The 18,713-nt window shown below is 62.6% G+C and carries 15 protein-coding genes; 9 read left to right on the top strand and 6 right to left on the bottom strand.

Annotated features, from left to right (window positions below; genetic code table 11):
- Positions 1-17: 17 nt before the first annotated feature.
- Positions 18-1,556 carry an acyl-CoA carboxylase subunit beta gene (locus CGL56_RS10460; protein ID WP_099106484.1) on the top strand — a complete coding sequence of 513 codons (1,539 nt, stop codon included), beginning with the start codon at positions 18-20 and terminating at the stop codon, positions 1,554-1,556.
- Positions 1,557-1,733: 177 nt separating this feature from the next.
- Here the strand turns inward: CGL56_RS10460 and CGL56_RS10455 are convergent, their stop codons facing one another.
- Positions 1,734-1,985, bottom strand: coding sequence for a hypothetical protein (locus CGL56_RS10455; RefSeq protein WP_143470681.1), 252 nt, complete (start codon positions 1,983-1,985; stop codon positions 1,734-1,736).
- A 47-nt stretch (positions 1,986-2,032) separates the two neighbouring features.
- Positions 2,033-3,304 (bottom strand): PQQ-dependent sugar dehydrogenase, encoded by a 1,272-nt coding sequence (locus CGL56_RS10450; protein ID WP_099106482.1) that lies wholly within the window; start codon positions 3,302-3,304, stop codon positions 2,033-2,035.
- A 374-nt stretch (positions 3,305-3,678) separates the two neighbouring features.
- Here CGL56_RS10450 and CGL56_RS10445 point away from each other — a divergent pair, with 374 nt between their 5' ends.
- The 3 genes from CGL56_RS10445 to miaE all read left to right on the top strand — a co-directional run bounded on the left by CGL56_RS10445 (position 3,679) and on the right by miaE (position 7,969).
- A complete protein-coding gene (locus CGL56_RS10445; protein ID WP_099106481.1) occupies positions 3,679-4,554 on the top strand; it encodes a M57 family metalloprotease in 876 nt (291 codons plus the stop codon).
- A gap of 254 nt (positions 4,555-4,808) precedes the next feature.
- Positions 4,809-7,367, top strand: coding sequence for an alpha-glucan family phosphorylase (glgP, locus tag CGL56_RS10440; RefSeq protein ID WP_099106480.1), 2,559 nt, complete (start codon positions 4,809-4,811; stop codon positions 7,365-7,367).
- Entirely contained in the window at positions 7,367-7,969 is a 603-nt protein-coding gene (gene miaE, locus CGL56_RS10435; protein WP_099106479.1) for a tRNA-(ms[2]io[6]A)-hydroxylase, read from the top strand. The genes glgP and miaE overlap by 1 nt, the downstream gene beginning before the upstream one ends.
- Here the strand turns inward: miaE and CGL56_RS10430 are convergent.
- Genes CGL56_RS10430 through CGL56_RS10420 form a run of 3 tightly spaced genes read right to left on the bottom strand, consistent with a single transcriptional unit; the run spans position 7,966 to position 11,793 of the window.
- Complete coding sequence (locus CGL56_RS10430; protein ID WP_099106478.1) at positions 7,966-8,868, bottom strand: MBL fold metallo-hydrolase; 903 nt, start codon at positions 8,866-8,868, stop codon at positions 7,966-7,968. The two genes, miaE and CGL56_RS10430, sit on opposite strands and share 4 nt — an antisense overlap.
- A gap of 27 nt (positions 8,869-8,895) precedes the next feature.
- Complete coding sequence (gene tmk / locus CGL56_RS10425) at positions 8,896-9,513, bottom strand: dTMP kinase (protein WP_099106477.1); 618 nt, start codon at positions 9,511-9,513, stop codon at positions 8,896-8,898.
- 3 nt (positions 9,514-9,516) lie between these two features.
- On the bottom strand, positions 9,517-11,793 hold the full coding sequence (locus CGL56_RS10420) for an SDR family NAD(P)-dependent oxidoreductase (protein ID WP_099106476.1): 2,277 nt from the start codon (positions 11,791-11,793) through the stop codon (positions 9,517-9,519).
- Between the two features lie 129 nt (positions 11,794-11,922).
- On the opposite strand from CGL56_RS10420, the gene CGL56_RS10415 reads away from it, so the two are divergent.
- A complete protein-coding gene (locus CGL56_RS10415) occupies positions 11,923-13,566 on the top strand; it encodes a S41 family peptidase (protein WP_099106475.1) in 1,644 nt (547 codons plus the stop codon).
- Between the two features lie 6 nt (positions 13,567-13,572).
- On the opposite strand, the gene CGL56_RS10410 is transcribed toward CGL56_RS10415, so the two are convergent.
- Positions 13,573-14,271 carry an RluA family pseudouridine synthase gene (locus CGL56_RS10410; RefSeq protein ID WP_099106474.1) on the bottom strand — a complete coding sequence of 233 codons (699 nt, stop codon included), beginning with the start codon at positions 14,269-14,271 and terminating at the stop codon, positions 13,573-13,575.
- Between the two features lie 81 nt (positions 14,272-14,352).
- On the opposite strand from CGL56_RS10410, the gene CGL56_RS10405 reads away from it, so the two are divergent.
- The 4 genes from CGL56_RS10405 (at position 14,353) to ribB (ending at position 18,678) form a co-directional block, all read left to right on the top strand.
- A complete protein-coding gene (locus tag CGL56_RS10405) occupies positions 14,353-15,195 on the top strand; it encodes a menaquinone biosynthesis family protein (protein WP_209280277.1) in 843 nt (280 codons plus the stop codon).
- Positions 15,196-15,238: 43 nt separating this feature from the next.
- Complete coding sequence (gene fbaA / locus CGL56_RS10400) at positions 15,239-16,312, top strand: class II fructose-bisphosphate aldolase (protein WP_099106473.1); 1,074 nt, start codon at positions 15,239-15,241, stop codon at positions 16,310-16,312.
- Between the two features lie 67 nt (positions 16,313-16,379).
- Complete coding sequence (locus tag CGL56_RS10395) at positions 16,380-17,549, top strand: glycosyltransferase (protein WP_099106472.1); 1,170 nt, start codon at positions 16,380-16,382, stop codon at positions 17,547-17,549.
- On the top strand, positions 17,530-18,678 hold the full coding sequence (ribB, locus tag CGL56_RS10390) for a 3,4-dihydroxy-2-butanone-4-phosphate synthase (protein WP_245183957.1): 1,149 nt from the start codon (positions 17,530-17,532) through the stop codon (positions 18,676-18,678). Before CGL56_RS10395 ends, ribB begins: the two co-directional genes overlap by 20 nt.
- Positions 18,679-18,713 lie beyond the last annotated feature (35 nt).

The raw sequence follows: 18,713 nt of genomic DNA, 5'->3' as shown, positions 1-18,713 counted from the left end.
CAACCGCCCCGACCAATATGGATAAACTACAGACCCTCGACGAAAAACTGAGCAAGGCCCGGTTGGGTGGCGGTAGCTCCCGCATCGCCAAGCAACACGAAAAGGGCAAGCTTACCGCCCGCGAACGCGTCCACCTGCTGCTGGATCCCGGCACCTTCGAGGAGGTCGGCGCGCTGGTGACCCACCGGACCACCGACTTCGACATGCAGGACCAGGTCTTCTACGGCGATGGGGTGATCACCGGTTACGGCACCGTCGACGGCCGGCTGGTCTACGTCTTCGCCCAGGACTTCACGGTGTTCGGCGGCTCGCTGTCGGAAACCCACGCCGAGAAGATCTGCAAGATCATGGACATGGCGGTTAAAACCGGTGCGCCCCTGATCGGACTGAACGACAGCGGCGGGGCCCGCATCCAGGAGGGGGTCCGGTCCCTGGGGGGCTACGCCGATATCTTCTACCGCAACGTCCAGGCATCGGGCGTCATCCCCCAGCTGTCGGCCATCATGGGCCCCTGCGCCGGCGGGGCGGTCTACTCCCCCGCCATGACGGACTTCACCATCATGGTAGAGCATACGAGCTATATGTTCGTGACCGGTCCGAACGTGGTCAAGACCGTCACCAACGAAAGCGTGACCAGCGAGGAGCTGGGGGGAGCCTCCACCCACTCCACCAAGTCGGGGGTCACCCACCTGACGGCCGCCAACGACGTCCTCTGTCTGCAACAACTGCGCCGGCTGCTGAGCTATTTGCCGCAAAACTGCGAGGAGAAGCCCGCCGACCTGCCCTTTGAGCTGGGCTCGGAGATCCGTGACGAACTGGTCGGTATCGTCCCCGACAACCCGAACCAGCCCTACGACATGCGGGAAGTGATCCGGGGCATCATCGACGAAGGCAGCTTCCTGGAAATACACGAGCGGTACGCGGAGAACATTGTCGTGGGCTTCGCCCGCCTGGGGGGCAAGAGCATCGGCATCATCGCCAACCAGCCCTACAGCCTGGCGGGGGTACTGGACGTGGACAGCTCCAAAAAAGCCGCACGCTTCACCCGTACCTGTGACTGCTTCAACGTGCCCCTGCTGGTGCTGGTGGACGTGCCCGGATTTCTGCCCGGCACCGACCAGGAGTGGAACGGCATCATCACCAACGGCGCCAAGCTGCTTTACGCCCTGAGCGAAGCTACCGTGCCCCGGGTGACCGTCATTACCCGCAAGGCCTACGGCGGCGCCTACGACGTGATGAACAGCAAGCACATCGGGGCCGACTTCAACTACGCCTGGCCGGGAGCTGAGATCGCCGTGATGGGGGCCAAGGGGGCCAGCGAGATCATCTTCCGGCGGGAGATCCAGTCCGCCGACGACCCCGCCGCCAAGTTGGCCGAAAAGGAGGCCGAGTACGCGGAGAAATTTGCCAACCCCTACCGCGCCGCCCAGCGGGGATTCATCGATGAGGTGATCTATCCCCAAGAGACGCGGCGCAAACTCATCCGGGCCTTCGCTTCCCTGGAGGGGAAGGTCACCGTGCTCCCCAAGAAGAAGCACGGTAACATTCCGCTGTAGCTCGAGCTTCTCCTGGGGCGAGTTTGTATCGGGCCTGGAGGCCCCTCCACCCTGCTACACGTATCGCTTCTGAAAAACCACGGAGCCACGGAGGTACACTGAGCCGCTAGACCGCCCCCTCCGTGCCCCTCTGTGATTCCGTGGTACCCCAATGATCGGGCCGGGAGGCCCTCCACCCTACTTACGCATCTTGCTACCCACGATGCCGAGGTCAAGGAGTACGGCGATGATCAGGCCAACGGTCTGAACGCTTTCAAAGTAGGTTTCCGAGATGCCGTACCATAGGGTGGTCAACGGCAAGAAGATGAAGCCGAGCAGCGGCAGGATGAAGCCATCAAAGGCCGCCCGGAACCAGCCGGTGAAGAAGTACAGCAGGACGATGACGAGCCGGGGGAAGAAGAAGCCCAGCAACAAAATGAGTAGTGGCATAGTGAGGAAGTGTATACTCCGGGAACCTCCCCGGGCATGACCGGAAGTTAGGGATAAGCCACGCGCCAGAGAATACCCGCATCGTCGTCGGCGACCAGCAGGCTGCCGTCCGGCAGTACCGATACGCCAACGGGCCGGCCCCATACCTTGCCCGCGTCAGCGTCGGCGATGAAACCGGTCAGGAAATCCTCCGGGGGCTGGGGCTTGCCACTCGCATCGAAGGGCACAAAGACCACTTTGTAGCCGCTGAAGTCGGATCGGTTCCAGCTGCCGTGCTGCCCGACAAAAGCCCCGTTACGGTAGCGCTCGGGGAACTGATCGGCGGTGTAGAAGGCCAATCCCAGGGATGCGGTATGGGAACCCAGGGGCACGTCCGGTACGATGGCCTGCTCCACCAGCTCAGGGTGGGGATCGTCGGCCCAGCGGGGGTCATTGATCTGACCGTAGTAGCTGTACGGCCAACCGTAGAATCCGCCTTCCCGCACGCTGGTGATGTAATCGGGCACCAGGTGATCGCCGAGCTTGTCGCGCTCGTTTACCGCCGTCCACAGTTCCCCGGTGGCGGGGTTCCAGTCCATGCCTACCGGATTGCGCAGGCCGGTAGCGTATTCCCGCATCCCGCTGCCGTCGGGGTTGATCTCCAGGATGGTGGCGCGGTTCTCTTCGGCCTCCATACCGTTCTCCCCCACGTTGCTGCCCGAGCCTACCGAGACGTAAACTTTGCTGCCGTCGGGGGCGGCCAGCAGGTTGCGGGTCCAGTGGTTGTTGTACCCGCGGGGCGGGGTGGCGAGGATTTGTTCTCCCTGGCTGGGGTCGAGCTTGTCCTGTCCGGTTTGGTAGGGATAGCGATAGGTAGCGTCGGTATTGGCTACGTAGAAGTAGCCGTCCAGAATCAGCATACCGAAGGGCTGGTTCAGGTCGGTGGCGAAGACTTTGCGCTCGTCTACCTGGCCGTCCCCATCGGTATCCACCAGTTTCTGGATTCGGTTGGCACTGTTGCGGGTGTTGCTCTCCACCACGAAGATCTCACCCTCCGGGGAGACGTAGGTGCTGCGGGGGTGTTGCAGCCCGTCCGCGAACCGGTTGACGGTAAAACCCGCGGGAGCTTCCGGAGTCCGACCGGCGGGCCAGTCGACGACTTCACTCAGTTTTACGGCGGATTCGGTGCTGTAGGGGCTGGGAAGTTCCAGGGGGCCAATGGCCGTCTCCACGGTAACGGGAGGCTCGCTGGCCAGGGCGGCCTTTTGCTCATTGGAGACCTGGGAGGCGCAGGATCCCACGGTGAGGAGGGCGGCGGTGGTAAGGCATATAATTCTCATGTGAGTAAAACAGGCACCCCGGGGGGCGGGGTTCGCGGCGGGTGGGGTATTCCCTTGCGAATACACCGGTAGCCGGAGCTACTTATTGTAAATTCTACATTATGTAGGCTGCCACCATCCAATCTTTTACTGTATTTCCCAGGGGTGAAATTTTATTGTGCTGGAGGTTGGATTTATTAACGGGATTGTTACCTTGGGCTCGACCTAAAACACCATCACCCTCGCACGTCCCCGGGTTTTTTCCGGCGTGTTGGCGGCGATCGTAACTGATAATGCCAATTCTTTTCACACGTGGTCCGGTTGTCCGGATCCGAACGGTAGCCTGCTGCCGCTTCCTTTCCCTTGCCCTGACCACACCAATCCAAATCCTTCCAATGAAGCCATTTGTACACCTCTTCCCCTTTCTCATTTTCGCCCTCCTAACCGCCTGTGCCGAGGATGGCACGTTGCCCGCCGAGGACCTTACCCCTTCCACCACCTTTCTGGTCGACCACAATGAGGACGGCCACGTGGCCATGCCCGAACTGGGGCTCCAGCAGCCCATTCAGCAGCACGTGGACGGCCATTCCGCCCATTTCGGCTCGGCGACCCCCATCACCAACCGCCGCCCCGACGGTACCGTGGAAACCCTTTACCTGGTGGACGACGACATTGCCCTGACCAAGGATCAACTGCGGGAGTTGCGGGCCATGGACGCGGCCCTGGAGAAGCAGTACCGCACCAACAACCTGGTCACCGACAACTACATTACCGTGGAGGGCTACACTGGCAGCGGTTACGCGCTTACCTCGAAGATGCAGACCGCCCTGCAATGGGCCGTGGCCAACTACAACGCCCTGAACACCGACAAACAGTTTGTCCTCACCTTCGGAGCTACCACCAACGCCGATATCGTGGTCTATCGCGACGTGTCGAACAACGGCGCGGGCGGTCAGGCCGGTTTCCCCAGCGGCGGCCAACCCTACAAGTGGGTGGTGATCTACAACGGAATGGAGAACTACGACACCAACGTGAACGAGCACGTGATGACCCACGAGATCGGCCACTCCATGGGCCTGCGGCACACCGACTGGTTCAGCCGGGAATCCTGCGGACAGACCGGAGAATCGGCCGGCTCTACCGGGGCGGTACACATCCCCGGAACGCCTACCGGATTTGATGCCAACTCCGTCATGCTGTCCTGCTTCAGCAGCGGAGAAGATGGGGAGTTCGGTTACTACGACCGGGTAGCCCTCGAGTACCTCTACTGATCGGGCAAATTGCTGCCTGCCGGGACCCGCTTTTCGCCGAAGGAAAGCGGGTCCTTTTTGTTATTAGCATAATTAGTCGCATTTTTGGGACCCGCCGCGGCATGCACTTTCAGTCTGCACTAGGCAACCGGCCCCGCTATAGGGGGGCCGAGTTGTGCTTCCATTCTGAACTACCCCCCCCAGCCGTTCCGCGCGATCATCGCACCCGCGTCCCCGCAGGATGGTGCGAAATTCCCCAACACGACCAATTAGACATGACTATCACCCCAACGAATACGGAGATGAAGCTCAAGCGCATCTTTATTCAGAACCAACTGCCCGAAGCTCTCGCCCCCCTCCACCGCATGAGCCACAATATCCTGTGGTCGTGGATGCCCCAGGTGGCGAACCTCTTCATGGCCATCGACCCCAAGCTGTTCGTCGAACTGAACCACAACCCGGTTGCCCTGCTGGAAAACCTGCCCCCCGCCCGCCTCAAGGAGCTGGCCGCCGACAAGGATTTCCTGAAGGAGGTCAAGAGTGCCGAAAAGGCCTTTGACGCCTACCTGGCCGAACCCCAGAAGCCGAACCTGCCCCGCATCGCCTACTTCAGCATGGAGTATGGCCTCCACATCAGCCTGAAGCTCTACAGCGGTGGCCTGGGCGTACTGGCCGGCGACTACTTGAAGGAAGCCAGCGACAGCAACGTCGACCTCTTCGGCGTCGGACTGCTCTACCGCTACGGTTACTTCAACCAGGGCCTGAGCCTCAACGGCGACCAGGTCCACCACTACCCCGCCCAGAAATTTACCCAGCTGCCCGTACAGCCCGTGCGCCGCGAAGACGGCAACTGGCTCAAGATCACCGTGGGTATCCAGGGCCGGCTCGTGCAGGTCAAGGTATGGAGCCTGGCCATCGGCCGGATCAAGCTCTACCTGCTGGATACCGACCACGAAGACAACAGCCCTGAGGACCGTGCCCTTACCCACCAGCTCTACGGCGGCGACAATGAGCACCGCCTCAAACAGGAAATCCTCCTCGGCATCGGTGGCGTCCGCGCCATCGAGGAAATGGGTCTGCAGCCTGACATCTACCACCTCAACGAGGGACACGCCGGCTTCCTTTCGCTGGAACGACTGAAGAACTACGTAGACCAGGGACTTTCCTTCCCCGAAGCGCGGGAGATGGTGCGGGCCTCGAGCCTCTACACCACCCACACCCCGGTACCCGCCGGTCACGACCACTTCCCCGAGTACCTCATGCGGTCGTACCTCTACAACTACGCCGGTGAACTGGGCATCGACTGGTCAGAATTCATGGCCCTCGGACGCCTGAACCCGGCCGACGATCACGAGGATTTCAACATGTCCAAGCTCAGCATCCGCCTCAGCCAGCGCGTCAATGGCGTGTCCCGGCTCCACGGCCACGTCAGCCAGGAGATGTTCACCAACCTCTACCCCGGCTACACGGCCGAGGAGGTCCACATCGGCTACGTGACCAACTCGGTGCACTACCCCACCTGGATTGCCGACAGCATCCATGAGCTGTTCAGTACCAAATTCGGCAAGGATTGGGTGCGCGACCAGAGCAACAAGGACATCTGGCGCAAGGTCCACCAGATCGACGACGAAACCCTGTTCCAGACCCGTCACGCGCTCAAGGTGCGGTTGCTGGACTACGTGAAGCACAAGCTGGAAGTCGACATGCGGCGCCGCGGCGAGAGCCCCCGGACCACCTTCGACATCCTCAGCAAGATCAACGACAAGGCGCTCGTCCTCGGATTCGCCCGTCGCTTTGCCACCTACAAGCGCGCCACCCTGCTGTTCACCAACCGTGACCGCCTGCGGGAGCTGGTGAATCGCGCCGGGCAACCCGTCATCTTCCTCTTCGCCGGCAAGGCCCACCCCGCCGACCAGGGCGGTCAGGACCTCATCCGCCAGATCGTGCACATCAGCAAGGACCCGGACTTCGCCGGCAAGATCATCTTCCTGGAAGACTACAACATGGAGATGGCCAAGCTGCTGACCCAGGGCGTCGACATCTGGCTGAACACCCCCACCCGCCCGCTGGAAGCTTCCGGCACCTCGGGCATGAAGGCCGCCCTGAACGGCTCGGTGAACTTCTCCGTACTCGACGGTTGGTGGGCCGAGGGCTACCGTCCGGACGCCGGCTGGGCCCTGCCCCTGGAGCGGACCTACGAGGACCAGCACCTGCAAAACGAGCTCGATGCGGAAACGATGTACCGCATCCTCGAGGAGGAGATCATTCCCACCTACTACGACCGCGACGACAGCGGCATCAGCAAGAAGTGGATGGGCTACGTCAAGCAGATCATCGCCGAAGTGGCTCCCACCTTCACCATGAAGCGGATGATGGACGACTACTACGAGCGCTACTACCTGCCCCTGGGCAAGAGTGCCGCCGCCGTTCGCCAGAACGATATGCAGGCCGGCAAGGACTACGCCGCCTGGAAGGAGGACGTAAGCCAGCGCTGGGAAGGACTGGAGACCGTCGAGAACAACAGCTTCGACTCCATCAACCATCCCCTGCCCGTCGGTGAAGCCTTCACGGCGGAAGTGGTGATCGCCACCAACGGCATCGCCCCCGAGCACCTGGTGCTCGAGGCGCTCTTCTACCAGCGCATCGACGAGGAAAAGATCGTCCTGCGCCGCAGCCAGCCCTTCGAGCGGGTGGCCAGCACCGAGGGAACGGCCACCTTCCGGATCCAGCTCGACCCCAGCCTGGCCGGGGTCTACGAGTACGGCTTCCGCCTGCGCCCGACCCACGAGCTGATGCCCCACGCCCAGGACCTCAACCTCGTATACTGGGTATGATGGAACCGGCCACTGTACAGATGCTGAATCTCCGCCTGCCCACCGACCCGCGGTGGGTAAACCTGGCGGAGATGGACCTGGAAGAAATCCTGACCGACCACGCCTACTGCGAGCAGAAGGCCGCCACGAGTTGCATCTCCCTCATCCAGGGCTACCCGGACCGGGAGGAACTCGTGCGGGAGCTGGCGCCCATCGTCACCGAGGAGTGGGGCCACTTCCGGGCGGTGCTCGCCGAACTCGACCGGCGCGGACTCAAACTGGGTCGCCAGCGGAAGGACGAGTACGTCAATGCCCTGATGGACTTTTCGAAAAAGGGCGGCGGTCGCGACGCCGCCCTGCTCGAACGCCTGCTGATCTTCGCCCTCATCGAGGCGCGCAGCTGCGAACGCTTCCGGCTGATGAGCCTCTACGTCTCCGATGAAGAGCTGCGCAAGTGGTACCACAAGTTCATGGTGGCCGAAGCCGGCCACTACGTGCTGTTCATCGAACTGGCCAGGAAGTACTTTCCCCGGGACGTAGTAGACCAGCGCTGGAAGGAATACCTCGCCTTTGAGGCGGACCTGATGACGAAACTGGAAGTGCGCGGCGACCGGATGCACTAGGCATCCGCCGCCGCCCGCTCATCACGAATGCGCAGCCAGCGCAGCAGACCCGTTACGCTCATGTAGGGCGGATTGGCCGCCAGGTAGGATTCGAGGTCGGCCTCGGAAACCCCCGCCTCCCGCAGCTCCCCGCTGTAGAACTGCTTGAACAGCGGTTCTACGGTTTCGGCGCGGGCACCATCCCGGTAGTAGGGCTCCATCCACTGGAGGTAGCTGTCCAGGCGATCACCCAGTTCATTGAGGTGATCGTTTACGTCGGTGATTTCTCCGTAGTGGGTGAGGTAGAACCGGGCGGCATCGAGGGATCGCAGTCGGGCGATGGATTCGTGCCACGCTTCGGAATCAATGTCCGGTGGCGGGCAAGGGGGAACCACGGGTCCGCCGTTGATCCGGCAACCACCTACGTCGCCGGTAAATACCGCATCGTCCAGTTGCCAGGCAATGTGGTGGCTGGCGTGCCCCGGGGTGTGGTGGGCCGTCCATCGGCGTCCGCCCCGCTCCACCACCTGCCGGTCGTCCACGGCCGTCAGTCGCTCCGGTGCGATGGCCTCCATTTTGCCCCACAACTCCTCCATCCGACTGCCGTAGATCTGCCGGGCGGAGTTGTACAGCCGGGTAGGATCCAGCATATGCTTGTGGCCCCGCGGGTGTACGTACACCTGGGTGCCCTGCCTTGCCCACCACCAGGCGGCCCCGGCGTGGTCGAAGTGAATGTGGCTCAGCAGCAGGGTATGCACCTGCTGCGGTTCAATGTCGTGTTCGGCCAATCCCCTCAGCAGCGTATCGTGGGTAGAATATGGACCGCATTCCACCAGGGTGTAGCCGGCCTCGTCGGCCACCGCGAAGGCGGCAATGGATTTTGGCTTCTCCAGAAAGTTAAGGTCAATTGTCTTTACCATTGTCAGGAAATTCTGGATGAGTAATAATTACAAAGCTTCCACCTGGTCGATGATGGCGTCCGCCACCTCCACCGGGTGTTGGGCGGCGTTGATGACCTGGATGTTTTCTCCTTCCCCAAACACGCTGAAGGCGGCGTGGAAGCTGTCGCGCACGTGGGTGAGCTTTTCCAGGGTTTCGTAGAGCTCGTCGTCGCCGGTACGCGCCGTGATACGCTCCATGCTGGTTTCGGGGTCAAGGTCCAGAAAAACTGTCAGGTCGGCGGGGAGGGCGGTTTTGGCCTGACGGTTCAGGGCGGCAATCCAGCCCGGATCGACGAACTCGCTCTGGTAGGCCAAGCTGCTGAAGTAGTAGCGGCTTGCGATCACGTGGCGGCCCGCGGCCAGGTGGGCCAGGATGCCTTCTTCGGGATGGAAGATGTGCTCCACCCGATCAGCGGCGAACAGGGCGGCAAGGGTACGGGGGTCTACCCTAAACTCTTTCTGCAGGATGCTCCGGATGAGACGCCCGGTGGGCAGATCGGTCGGTTCGGCCGTCAGGTGACAGGCTTCGCCGCGGGCCTGGAAATAGTCGCGCAGCATTTCCACCTGGGTGGTTTTGCCGCTGCCGTCCAGGCCTTCGATCACGATAAAGAGGGGTCGGGTCATGGGCTATTCTTCTTCCTGGGGGGCGTACCTGGCCCGGCCGCTGCGGTCGACCACGGTGGAGCTGGCCTGCTGGGTGCCCTGGAGCACGACGTCCAGGATGTTCACGTGGGGTGGCTGGCTGACCATGAAGTAAATCGTTTCGGCCACGTCACGGGAACGCAGGGGCTGAAAGTCCTCGTAAATCCGGGCGCGTTCGCGGTCGCCATCGAAGCGGACCACGGCGAACTCCGTCTCCTCCACGTGGGCGGGACAGATTTGCCCTACCCGAATGCCGTGCTTGACCAGGTCGAGGCGCATGGCGTGGGTGAGGGCATCCACGGCGTGTTTCGTGGCGCAGTAGACGTTGCCGTTGGGGTAGACTTCCTTACCGGCGGTACTGGCCACGTTGATCACCATCCCCTGGCCACGTTTCACCATGCCGGGAGTAACGGCCCGCGTCAGGTAAAGCAGGCCGCGCAGGTTGACGTCGATCATCTCATCCCAGTGGTCAAGGTCGCCCGTGTGGATGGGATCGAATCCCTTGGCCTTGCCGGCGTTATTGATGAGGATATCGATGGTGGTCCATTCGGAGGGCAAGGCCGCGATGGCCTGCCCTACCCCATCCCGCTGGGAGACGTCCAGCGTCACCGTGTGGACCTCCGTACCGTGTGTTTCGTGGAGTTCCCGGGAAATGTTCTCCAGCCTTTCCCGGCGGCGGGCGGCGAGGATTAGGCGGTAGCCTTCCGCGGCAAGACGGCGGGCGGTGGCCAGTCCGATGCCGCTGGTGGCCCCCGAGAGGAAGACCGTTTTACCGCTTCCGGGGCGGGCGGCGGGCGCGGGTTCCGGGCGACTCTGTTCCGCCAGCATGGCCTCCAGGTCGGCGATGTTCTGCTTCAGGGCAAGGAGGGCGTCGTTGGCCACCGAACTTCCGGCGGATGCCCCGGTGGCGGGACCGGATTTGGTAGCGGCCTGGAAGGCCCGCCGGTTGGCGGGGGTATCGTAGGCGGGCTCCAGGCTCACGGCCAGGAGGTAATTCTTGCGGGCCTGTTGTAGGTCTCCCTCGTCGAACTGGGCCACCGCCAGGCGGTAGTGGGCCGGAGCATGTTCCGGGTCCCGCTGGATGGCCTTTTCCAGCTGCTTCATGGCCTTTTTCTCGCGGCCGGGCATCCGGCTCAGCACCTCGGCGTAGCGGTAGAACAGTTCGCCACTGGCCTCGGGATCGCGGGTCGCCCGCCGCAGGTAGGCCTCTGCCTCCGCTACTTCGGCGGGAAAGTGATCGGCCAGCAGGTAACCCAGTCGCTGGTTCACCTCCGGGTAGGCGGGCTGGATGTCGGCCAGCCGTTCCCACTCGTCGCGGGCCAGCTGGTACTCTCCGGCGGCGCTGTATAGTTCACCGCTCAGGAACAGGGCGTCGGGATAGTGGGGGTCATTGTCCAGCAGGGCGTCGAGCTCACTGCGGGCGGCCGGCAGGCGGTTCGCGGCCAGGGCCAGCATCAGGGCGTACTGGTAGTGGAGCTCCAGCTCCTCCGGGTGGTTTTCCAGGCTCAGGTGCAGCAGTTCGAGGCCGCCGGCCGTATCGCCGGCGTCGGACATCCGCCAGGCGCGGTTGACCCAGCCCTGTACTTGCTCCTCAATGGATTCTTCGGTCAGGATATCGTTCATTTCTTCTTCGGGTTCCGGCTCCGGCTCCATCTCCGCAGTCGGGGGGGCGGGCTCCTCGCGAGGAGTGGGGACCGTGGCGCCGGCTAGGGCGTACACCCGGGCGTAGTTGGTATCCCGCAGGTAGCCATCCCGGACGGGTTCGAGGCCCAAGATGATTTCGAGGACTTCCTCCACGCCTACGCTCGTCTCGCGGATCTTGCGCAGGTAGTTGTTAAACGCGTGCTGGCCCACGGCGTCGGTATAGTGTTCTCCGCCCCGGCGCAGCTCGATGTAGCGGTCCTGCCAGAGGCTCAGGTAGCGGGTCACGTCCGACCGGTCCTCCAGGCGGGTTTCCTCGGTGATCACTTCATCCGCATCGGGGTCGTAACGGTGGCCGTCAATGACAATGGGCAGAATCTCTTTCTCCTGGGTAAGCCACTCCCCCGCCCGCAGCAGGCAGTTCGGATTGGTAAGAAAATTGTGGCTCACCAGCAGTACCAGCGGCAGCTGGTTCTTGCGGAGGATGTCGACGAGCAATTCCCCCTCGTTGGCCCTTCCGGCGCTGTAGTGTTCAAATTCTACGACGGGGTCCACCGCTTCGGCGATGCGCTGGGCGGTGGAGAGGTCTTCGTGACTGTAGGCAATGGCCAGTAAGGGCATAAACGGGTAAAAGGGTGGGCGGCAAAATAGGAAAAAGCACCCAGTAGCTGGGGTGGCGACCGACACCGGGGGCAAACAAATTGAGCGACCGGAAAACTAATATTTACCTTTACCCTTTCAGTTTGGGTTATGCGCAACAACACTAACAATCACATCTGGACGCCCCTGGCCTACAGCCTGATCCTCGGCGTCGGATTACTTACCGGCTTCCTGCTCCGGACCGAAGCCCCCCTGATCTCCTTCGGATCGGGCAGCAATTCCGGCCTGGCCGGGGGTCGCGTCGAGCAGCTGATGGGCTACATAGAAGCCCGCTACGTCGACGAACCCGACCAGGAAAGGCTCTACGAAGCGGCCATCAACGCCGTCCTGGAAGAACTAGACCCCCACAGCAGCTACATCCCCAAGGATGAGATGCAGGCCCTGACCGAATCCATGGAAGGCAACTTCGAAGGCATCGGCATCGAGTACCTGGTAGTAGACGATACCATCACCGTGGTAAGCGCCCTGCCCGACGGGCCCTCGGCCGAGGCCGGCCTCCTGCCGGGCGATCAGATCATCTACGTGGAAGACAGCCTGGTCACCGAAGTGGAAGAACGCGGCATCGACCCCGCCTCCCTGATGCGCGGCGAAGGGGGTACCGACGTGAAGTTGCGCGTCCGCCGCCCCGGACAGCCCAAACTGATGGCCTTCACCATCACCCGCGCCCCGATCCCGGTGTACAGCGTCGACGCCGCCTACACCATCGATGAGGAGACGGCCTACGTGAAGATCAACCGCTTCAGCCAGAACACCTATGCGGAGTTCATGCAGGCCCTGGAAGAACACCTCGAAAAGCCGGGAGCGAAGAACCTCATCATCGACCTGCGCGGCAACCCCGGCGGTTACCTCCAGGAAGCCACCAAACTCCTCAGCGAACTCTTCGTGCAGCGCGGCGTCCTGCTGGTCTACACCGAAGGCCGCAACAGCAGCCGCCAGCCCTACAAGTCCAGCGGCCGCGCCCGCTACAACATCCAGAAAGTGGCCATCCTGGTCGACGGCGGTTCCGCCAGCGCCAGTGAGATCGTGGCCGGGGCCGTACAGGACCACGACCGCGGCATTATCGTAGGTCGCCGCACCTTCGGCAAGGGCCTGGTGCAGGAGCAGTATCCCCTCGCCGACAGCTCAGCGCTGCGGCTTACCGTAGCCCGCTACTACACTCCCAGCGACCGCAGCATCCAGCGCAAATACGACGGGGAAGAAGATTACCGCGGCGACCTCAGCCGCCGCTTCGAGAGTGGCGAGCTCACCGGTCGGACCGACGTACAGGTCGACAGCTCCCTGGTGTACTACACCGATAACGGTTATCCCGTCTACGGCGGTGGTGGTATCACCCCTGATTATTACGTACCCCTGGACAGCAGCCTGAACAACGAGAACTTCCTGCGGCTGCGGCAGCAGATCGCCCCCTATGTCTTCGGCTACCTGCGCACCCACCCCGAGGTGAAGGAATTCAAGGACCTTGCCGCCTTCCGCCGCGGCTTCCGCCCGGATATGGCGGCAGTGACCGCCGAGCTGGCCACCCTGGCCCGCCGCGACTACGAGGACGTAACCACCGACCTGCCCCCCCGCCTCCGCGATGAACTTGAACTGCAGTTCACGGCCCGCCTGGCGCGTCACCTGTTTGGCGCGGGTTCCTACTACCAGATCTACAACCAGCGGGACGAAACCGTGCAGGAAGCCCTCCGGCTCCTGCGCAACGCCGACCCTCTGGCCGCGGCCCGCGGTAATAAGTAATTTACCCTATTCGATGCCGGCGAAGAGCTGCCACATCTGATCCTGGCGGGGCGGCTCGGCCACGATGCGGACGTGCTCCTTCTTTACCGGGTGGAGGAACTCCAGGCTGCGGCTGTGGAGGTTGATGTTGCCATCCTCGTTTGCCTGCCGAAAGCCGTATTTCAGGTCCCCGCGGATGGGGCTGTCCAGTTGCTGAGCCAGCTGCACCCGGATCTGGTGGGGCCGCCCGGTTTCGGGCTTTACCTCCAGCAGGACGTTGGAACCAACCCGGCCGAGCAGGCGGTAATCCAGCACGGCCTTCTTGGCGCCCTGGTGGCGGTTGGAGTTGGCCTTGGGCAGCACCTTGCTGAGGTTCTTCTGGGGGTCCTTGTAGATATAGCCTTCCAGCCGGCCCTCGATCGGGCTGGGCTGCTCAGCCACGATGGCCCAGTAGGTCTTGGTCACCTTGCGTTCGCGGAACAGCTCCGTCATCCGGGTCAGCCCTTTCGAGGTACGGGCAAACAGGATTACGCCGGAAACCGGCCGGTCCAGACGGTGAATGGATCCCAGGAAGACGTCGCCCGGCTTGCCGTAGCGTACCTTGATGTATTCCTTGACCAGGTCCATGACGGTTACGTCGCCCGTGGCGTCGCTCTGGCTCAGGTAACCGGCGGGCTTGTTGACCGCGATAAGGTGATTGTCTTCGTATAAAACTTGGAGTTGCATGCAGCTGTCTTTTTCTTGCCGGTTCGGCGAAGTAACGCCACCGGCCGCGGAACGTTAAGGTCCGCCCTAAAATATCTCCCCTTGGAAGAAATAACCCTCAGCCTGGGATTCAGTCCCTGCCCCAACGATACCTTCATTTTCGACGCCCTTATTCACGGCAAGATCGATACGGAAGGCCTGCGCTTCGAGCCCGTACTCGAGGACGTGGAAGCCCTGAACCAACGGGCCCTGCGGCGGGAGCTGGAGGTGACCAAACTCAGCTTCAATGCCTTCGGCCACCTCACGGCCACCTACCGCCTGCTGAACGCGGGCAGCGCCCTCGGGCGCGGGGTGGGCCCCCTGCTGGTCCGTAAAAAAGGGGAGGCGGCTCCCGGACCGGATTACGTGCCGTCCACCGTGGCCATCCCCGGCCACTACACCACCGCCAATTATTTGCTGGACCTGGTCTACCCCACCCTGCTGGACAAGACGGAGATGGTCTTCAGTGACATTGAGGACGCGGTGCTGTCCGGCCGCTGCGAGGCCGGATTGTTGATTCACGAAAATCGCTTCACCTACGCCGACCGGGGACTGGAGAAGATTGCCGACCTCGGAGAGGTATGGGAGCAGCGTACCGGCCTGCCCATCCCGCTCGGGGGAATCGCCGTCTCACGCGCCCTGCCGGTCGACGTGCAGCAGCGGATCGACCGGGTCCTGCGGCGGTCGGTGCAGTTCGCCCTGGATTACCCCCGGGAGAGCAGTGCCTACGTGAAGCAGCACGCCCAGGCGATGGATCCGGCGGTGATGCAGGCGCACATTGAGCTGTACGTAAACCAGTACACGGTCGACCTCGGAGAGGAAGGGCGGGCGGCGGTTCGCCACTTTTTGAACGACGGGCGGGTAAAGGGGGTGATTCCCCCTGGCCTGGACGACTACATTCTCTAGATTTACGTTTCTTTGCCAACGTACCAAAATAATCTAGTCCAGCATGGCCAAGCAATCTTTCCGTCCCGGCGTCCTCCACGGCGATGAAGTCACCGAGGTGTTCAACTACGCCCAGGCGAACCAGTTCGCCCTGCCCGCCGTCAACGTGACGAGCAGCAGCACCGTCAACGCCGTCCTCGAAACCGCCCGCGACGTCAATAGCCCCGTCATTATCCAGTTCAGCAACGGGGGTGCCCAGTTCTTCGCCGGCAAGGGACTGAGCAACGAAGGAGAAAAGGCCGCCATCGCCGGCGGCCTGAGCGGCGCCATGCACGTACACACCATGGCCGAGGCCTACGGGGTGCCCGTCATCCTGCACACCGACCACTGCGCCCACAAGCTGCTGCCCTGGGTCGACGGCCTGCTCGACGCCGGCGAGAAGTTCTACGCCAAGCGCGGCTTCCCCCTCTACTCCAGCCACATGCTCGACCTGAGTGAAGAAGAGCTGGACGTGAACCTCGACACCTGCAAGCGCTACTTCGAGCGGATGTCGAAGATCGGCATGACCATCGAGATCGAACTCGGCGTCACCGGCGGCGAAGAAGACGGCGTGGACAATACCGGAGTGGACAGCAGCCGCCTCTACACCCAGCCCGAGGAGGTGTTCCAGAGTTACCAGACGCTGAACGCGGTCAGCAACCGCTTCACCATCGCGGCCGCCTTCGGTAACGTACACGGGGTGTACAAGCCCGGCAACGTTGAACTGCGCCCCATCATCCTGAAGAACAGCCAGGACTACGTCAAGGAAAAGCTCAACCTGAAGGAGGACCCCATCCACTTCGTCTTCCACGGCGGTTCGGGCTCCAGCCAGGAAGAGATCCGCGAGGCCATCAGCTACGGCGCCGTGAAGATGAACATCGATACCGACCTGCAGTGGGCCTACTGGGACGGGGTGCGCAACTTCGAGTCCGCCAACCGCGACTACCTCCAGGCCCAGATCGGCAACCCCGAGGGCGACGGCAAACCCAATAAGAAGTACTACGATCCCCGCAACTGGATCCGCAAGGCCGAGCTCTCCTTCAAGGACCGCCTCAAGCAGGCCTTCGAGGACCTGAACTGCATCGACCGACTCGGCTAATCCCCCCGTCGCTCCTCTATCGACCGCCGCCGGAAGCCTCGCTCCCGGCGGCGGTTATCTTTACACCGTGATCATTCTCTTGCTGCTTCTGCTCTGCCTCTGCGCCCTGGCCGTGGTACACACTTACCTGTGGTACCCCTGGTGGGTCATCCGGACGGCGGAGCGCAGGAGCCGCGAACCGGTTGGAAAGCCCGCCACCCCACGAACGTGGCCACCCGTAGCCGTACTGATGGCCGTCCACAACGAGGAACGGGTGCTGCCCCGCAAGCTGGAGACCCTGGCCGCCCAGGATTATGCCGGGACGGTCTTCTACCTCTTTGGCTCCGACCAAAGCACCGACGCCACCGACCGCCTGCTGGAAGACTTTGCGGCCCGCCAGCCCGCGGGACGTTGTCAGATTCTTAGAAATAGTCACCGGCGGGGCAAGCCAGCCACCGTAAATGCCCTCTATGAGCAGTTACCGGCCGGGGTGGAAATCCTCATCCTCACCGACGCCAGCGTAATGCTGCTTCCGGATACCATTACGGAACTCGTGCGTCCCATGCTCGATGACCCCGCCGTAGGCGTCACCGACGCCCGCGTCCGGCATACGGGCATCGATACCGGGGAGATAAGTCACCTGGAGGATCAATACATCCGCGGGGAAGTGGCGCTCAAACAAGCCGAAAGCACCGTATTCGGCCGCTTTGTTGGTCCCTTCGGCGGCTGCTGGGGATTGCGGGCCGACCTGTACACTCCTGTTCCCGACCGCTTCCTGGTGGACGACTTTTTCCTCTGCCTGTCGGCGTACGACCGGGGCAGCCTGGGCTACAGCAGTCCGCGGGCCTGCGTGGAGGAAGGCGTGGGGCAACGATTGGAGGACGAGTTCCGCCGCAAACGACGCATCGGGGCGGGTAACTGGCAAAACCTACTCCATTTCCGCCGGATGTGGTGGCCGCCCTTCCGCTCCGGCTTCGCTTTCGCCTTCTTCAGCCACAAGGTATTGCGGTGGATGACCCCCGTTTTTTTACTGCTGGGGGCCGTTTGCCTCCTGGCCCTGGGTGTAGTGTCGGGCAACTATTGGGGTAGCCTGGCGTTTGTGCTGCTGTTGACCTTGCTTTGCACCCGCGTCCGCGCCCTGCGGTATTTCGTGGCCATGAACGCGGCGCTGCTCCTGGGAATGATCGATTATGCAAATGGAATACGAACGAATGTCTGGCAACCTTCTCACCGACCAAATGAAGACGGAACAAACTGAAATCCGCGGAAAACTGAATACCATCGAGGAGGCCGTGGCCGACATCCGCGCCGGCAAAGTAGTCATCGTCGTCGACGACGAGGACCGGGAAAATGAAGGAGACTTCGTCTGCGCCGCCGAGCGCGTAACCCCCGAGATTATCACCTTCATGGCCACCCACGGCCGTGGGTTGATCTGCACCCCGATCGAGGAAAGTCTGGCCGACGAGCTCGACCTGCCGCGGATGGTCAACACCAATACCGACATCCACGAGACGGCATTCACCGTGAGCATCGACCTGATCGGCCACGGCTGCACCACCGGCATCAGCAGCTACGACCGCGCCACCTGTATGCGGCGGCTCACAGAACGCAGCGCCCGCCCCTCCGATTTTGCACGCCCCGGCCACGTATTCCCCCTCCGCGCCGTGAAGGGTGGCGTACTGCGCCGTACCGGCCACACGGAAGCCGCGGTCGACCTGGCCCGCATGGCCAACCTCTTCCCCGCCGGCGTGGTGGTGGAGATCCTGAAGCCGGACGGCACCATGGCCCGCCTGCCGGAACTCCTCGAACTGGCCCGGGAACACGACCTGAAGATCGTGTCCATCGAAGACCTCGTCGCCTACCGCCTGCGCACCGAACGGCTGGTGGAGTGTGAATTCAGCATGGACCTGGAAACCCGCTACGGCCCCTTCCGCCTCCACGCTTACCGGCAGACCACCAACGAAGACGTCCACCTGGCGCTCACCCATGGACAGTGGCAGCTCGACGAGCCCGTCCTGACGCGGGTACACAGCAGCACCAGCAGCCGCGACCTGCTGCACAGCCTCCTGAGCGGCTACAGCACTGGACTGCGCGGCCCCCTGGAGAAGATTACCGCGGCGGGCAAGGGCATCCTGCTCTTCATGCGCCCCCACCAGGACGCGAACGACATCATCGCCGGACTGCGGCTGCTCAAGTCGCGGATGCAGGACGGAAAGTCCATGACGCCCCCCGAACCCCGCAGCGAGGAGCAGCGCGACTTCGGTATCGGTGCCCAAATCCTGCGCGACCTGCGGGTCACCAAGCTGCGGGTCCTCAGCAATGCCCCCAAGCAGCGGGTCGGGCTGGAAGGCTACGGGCTGGAAATCGTGGAGTTCGTTTCTCTCTGAGCGAACCATCGGTAGAAATTCCGAGTCGCGGCCGG

It is taken from the genome of Neolewinella marina (genome assembly GCF_002631205.1).
GTDB classification, from domain to species: domain Bacteria; phylum Bacteroidota; class Bacteroidia; order Chitinophagales; family Saprospiraceae; genus Neolewinella; species Neolewinella marina.
This window is presented reverse-complemented; position numbering and strand designations above follow the sequence as displayed.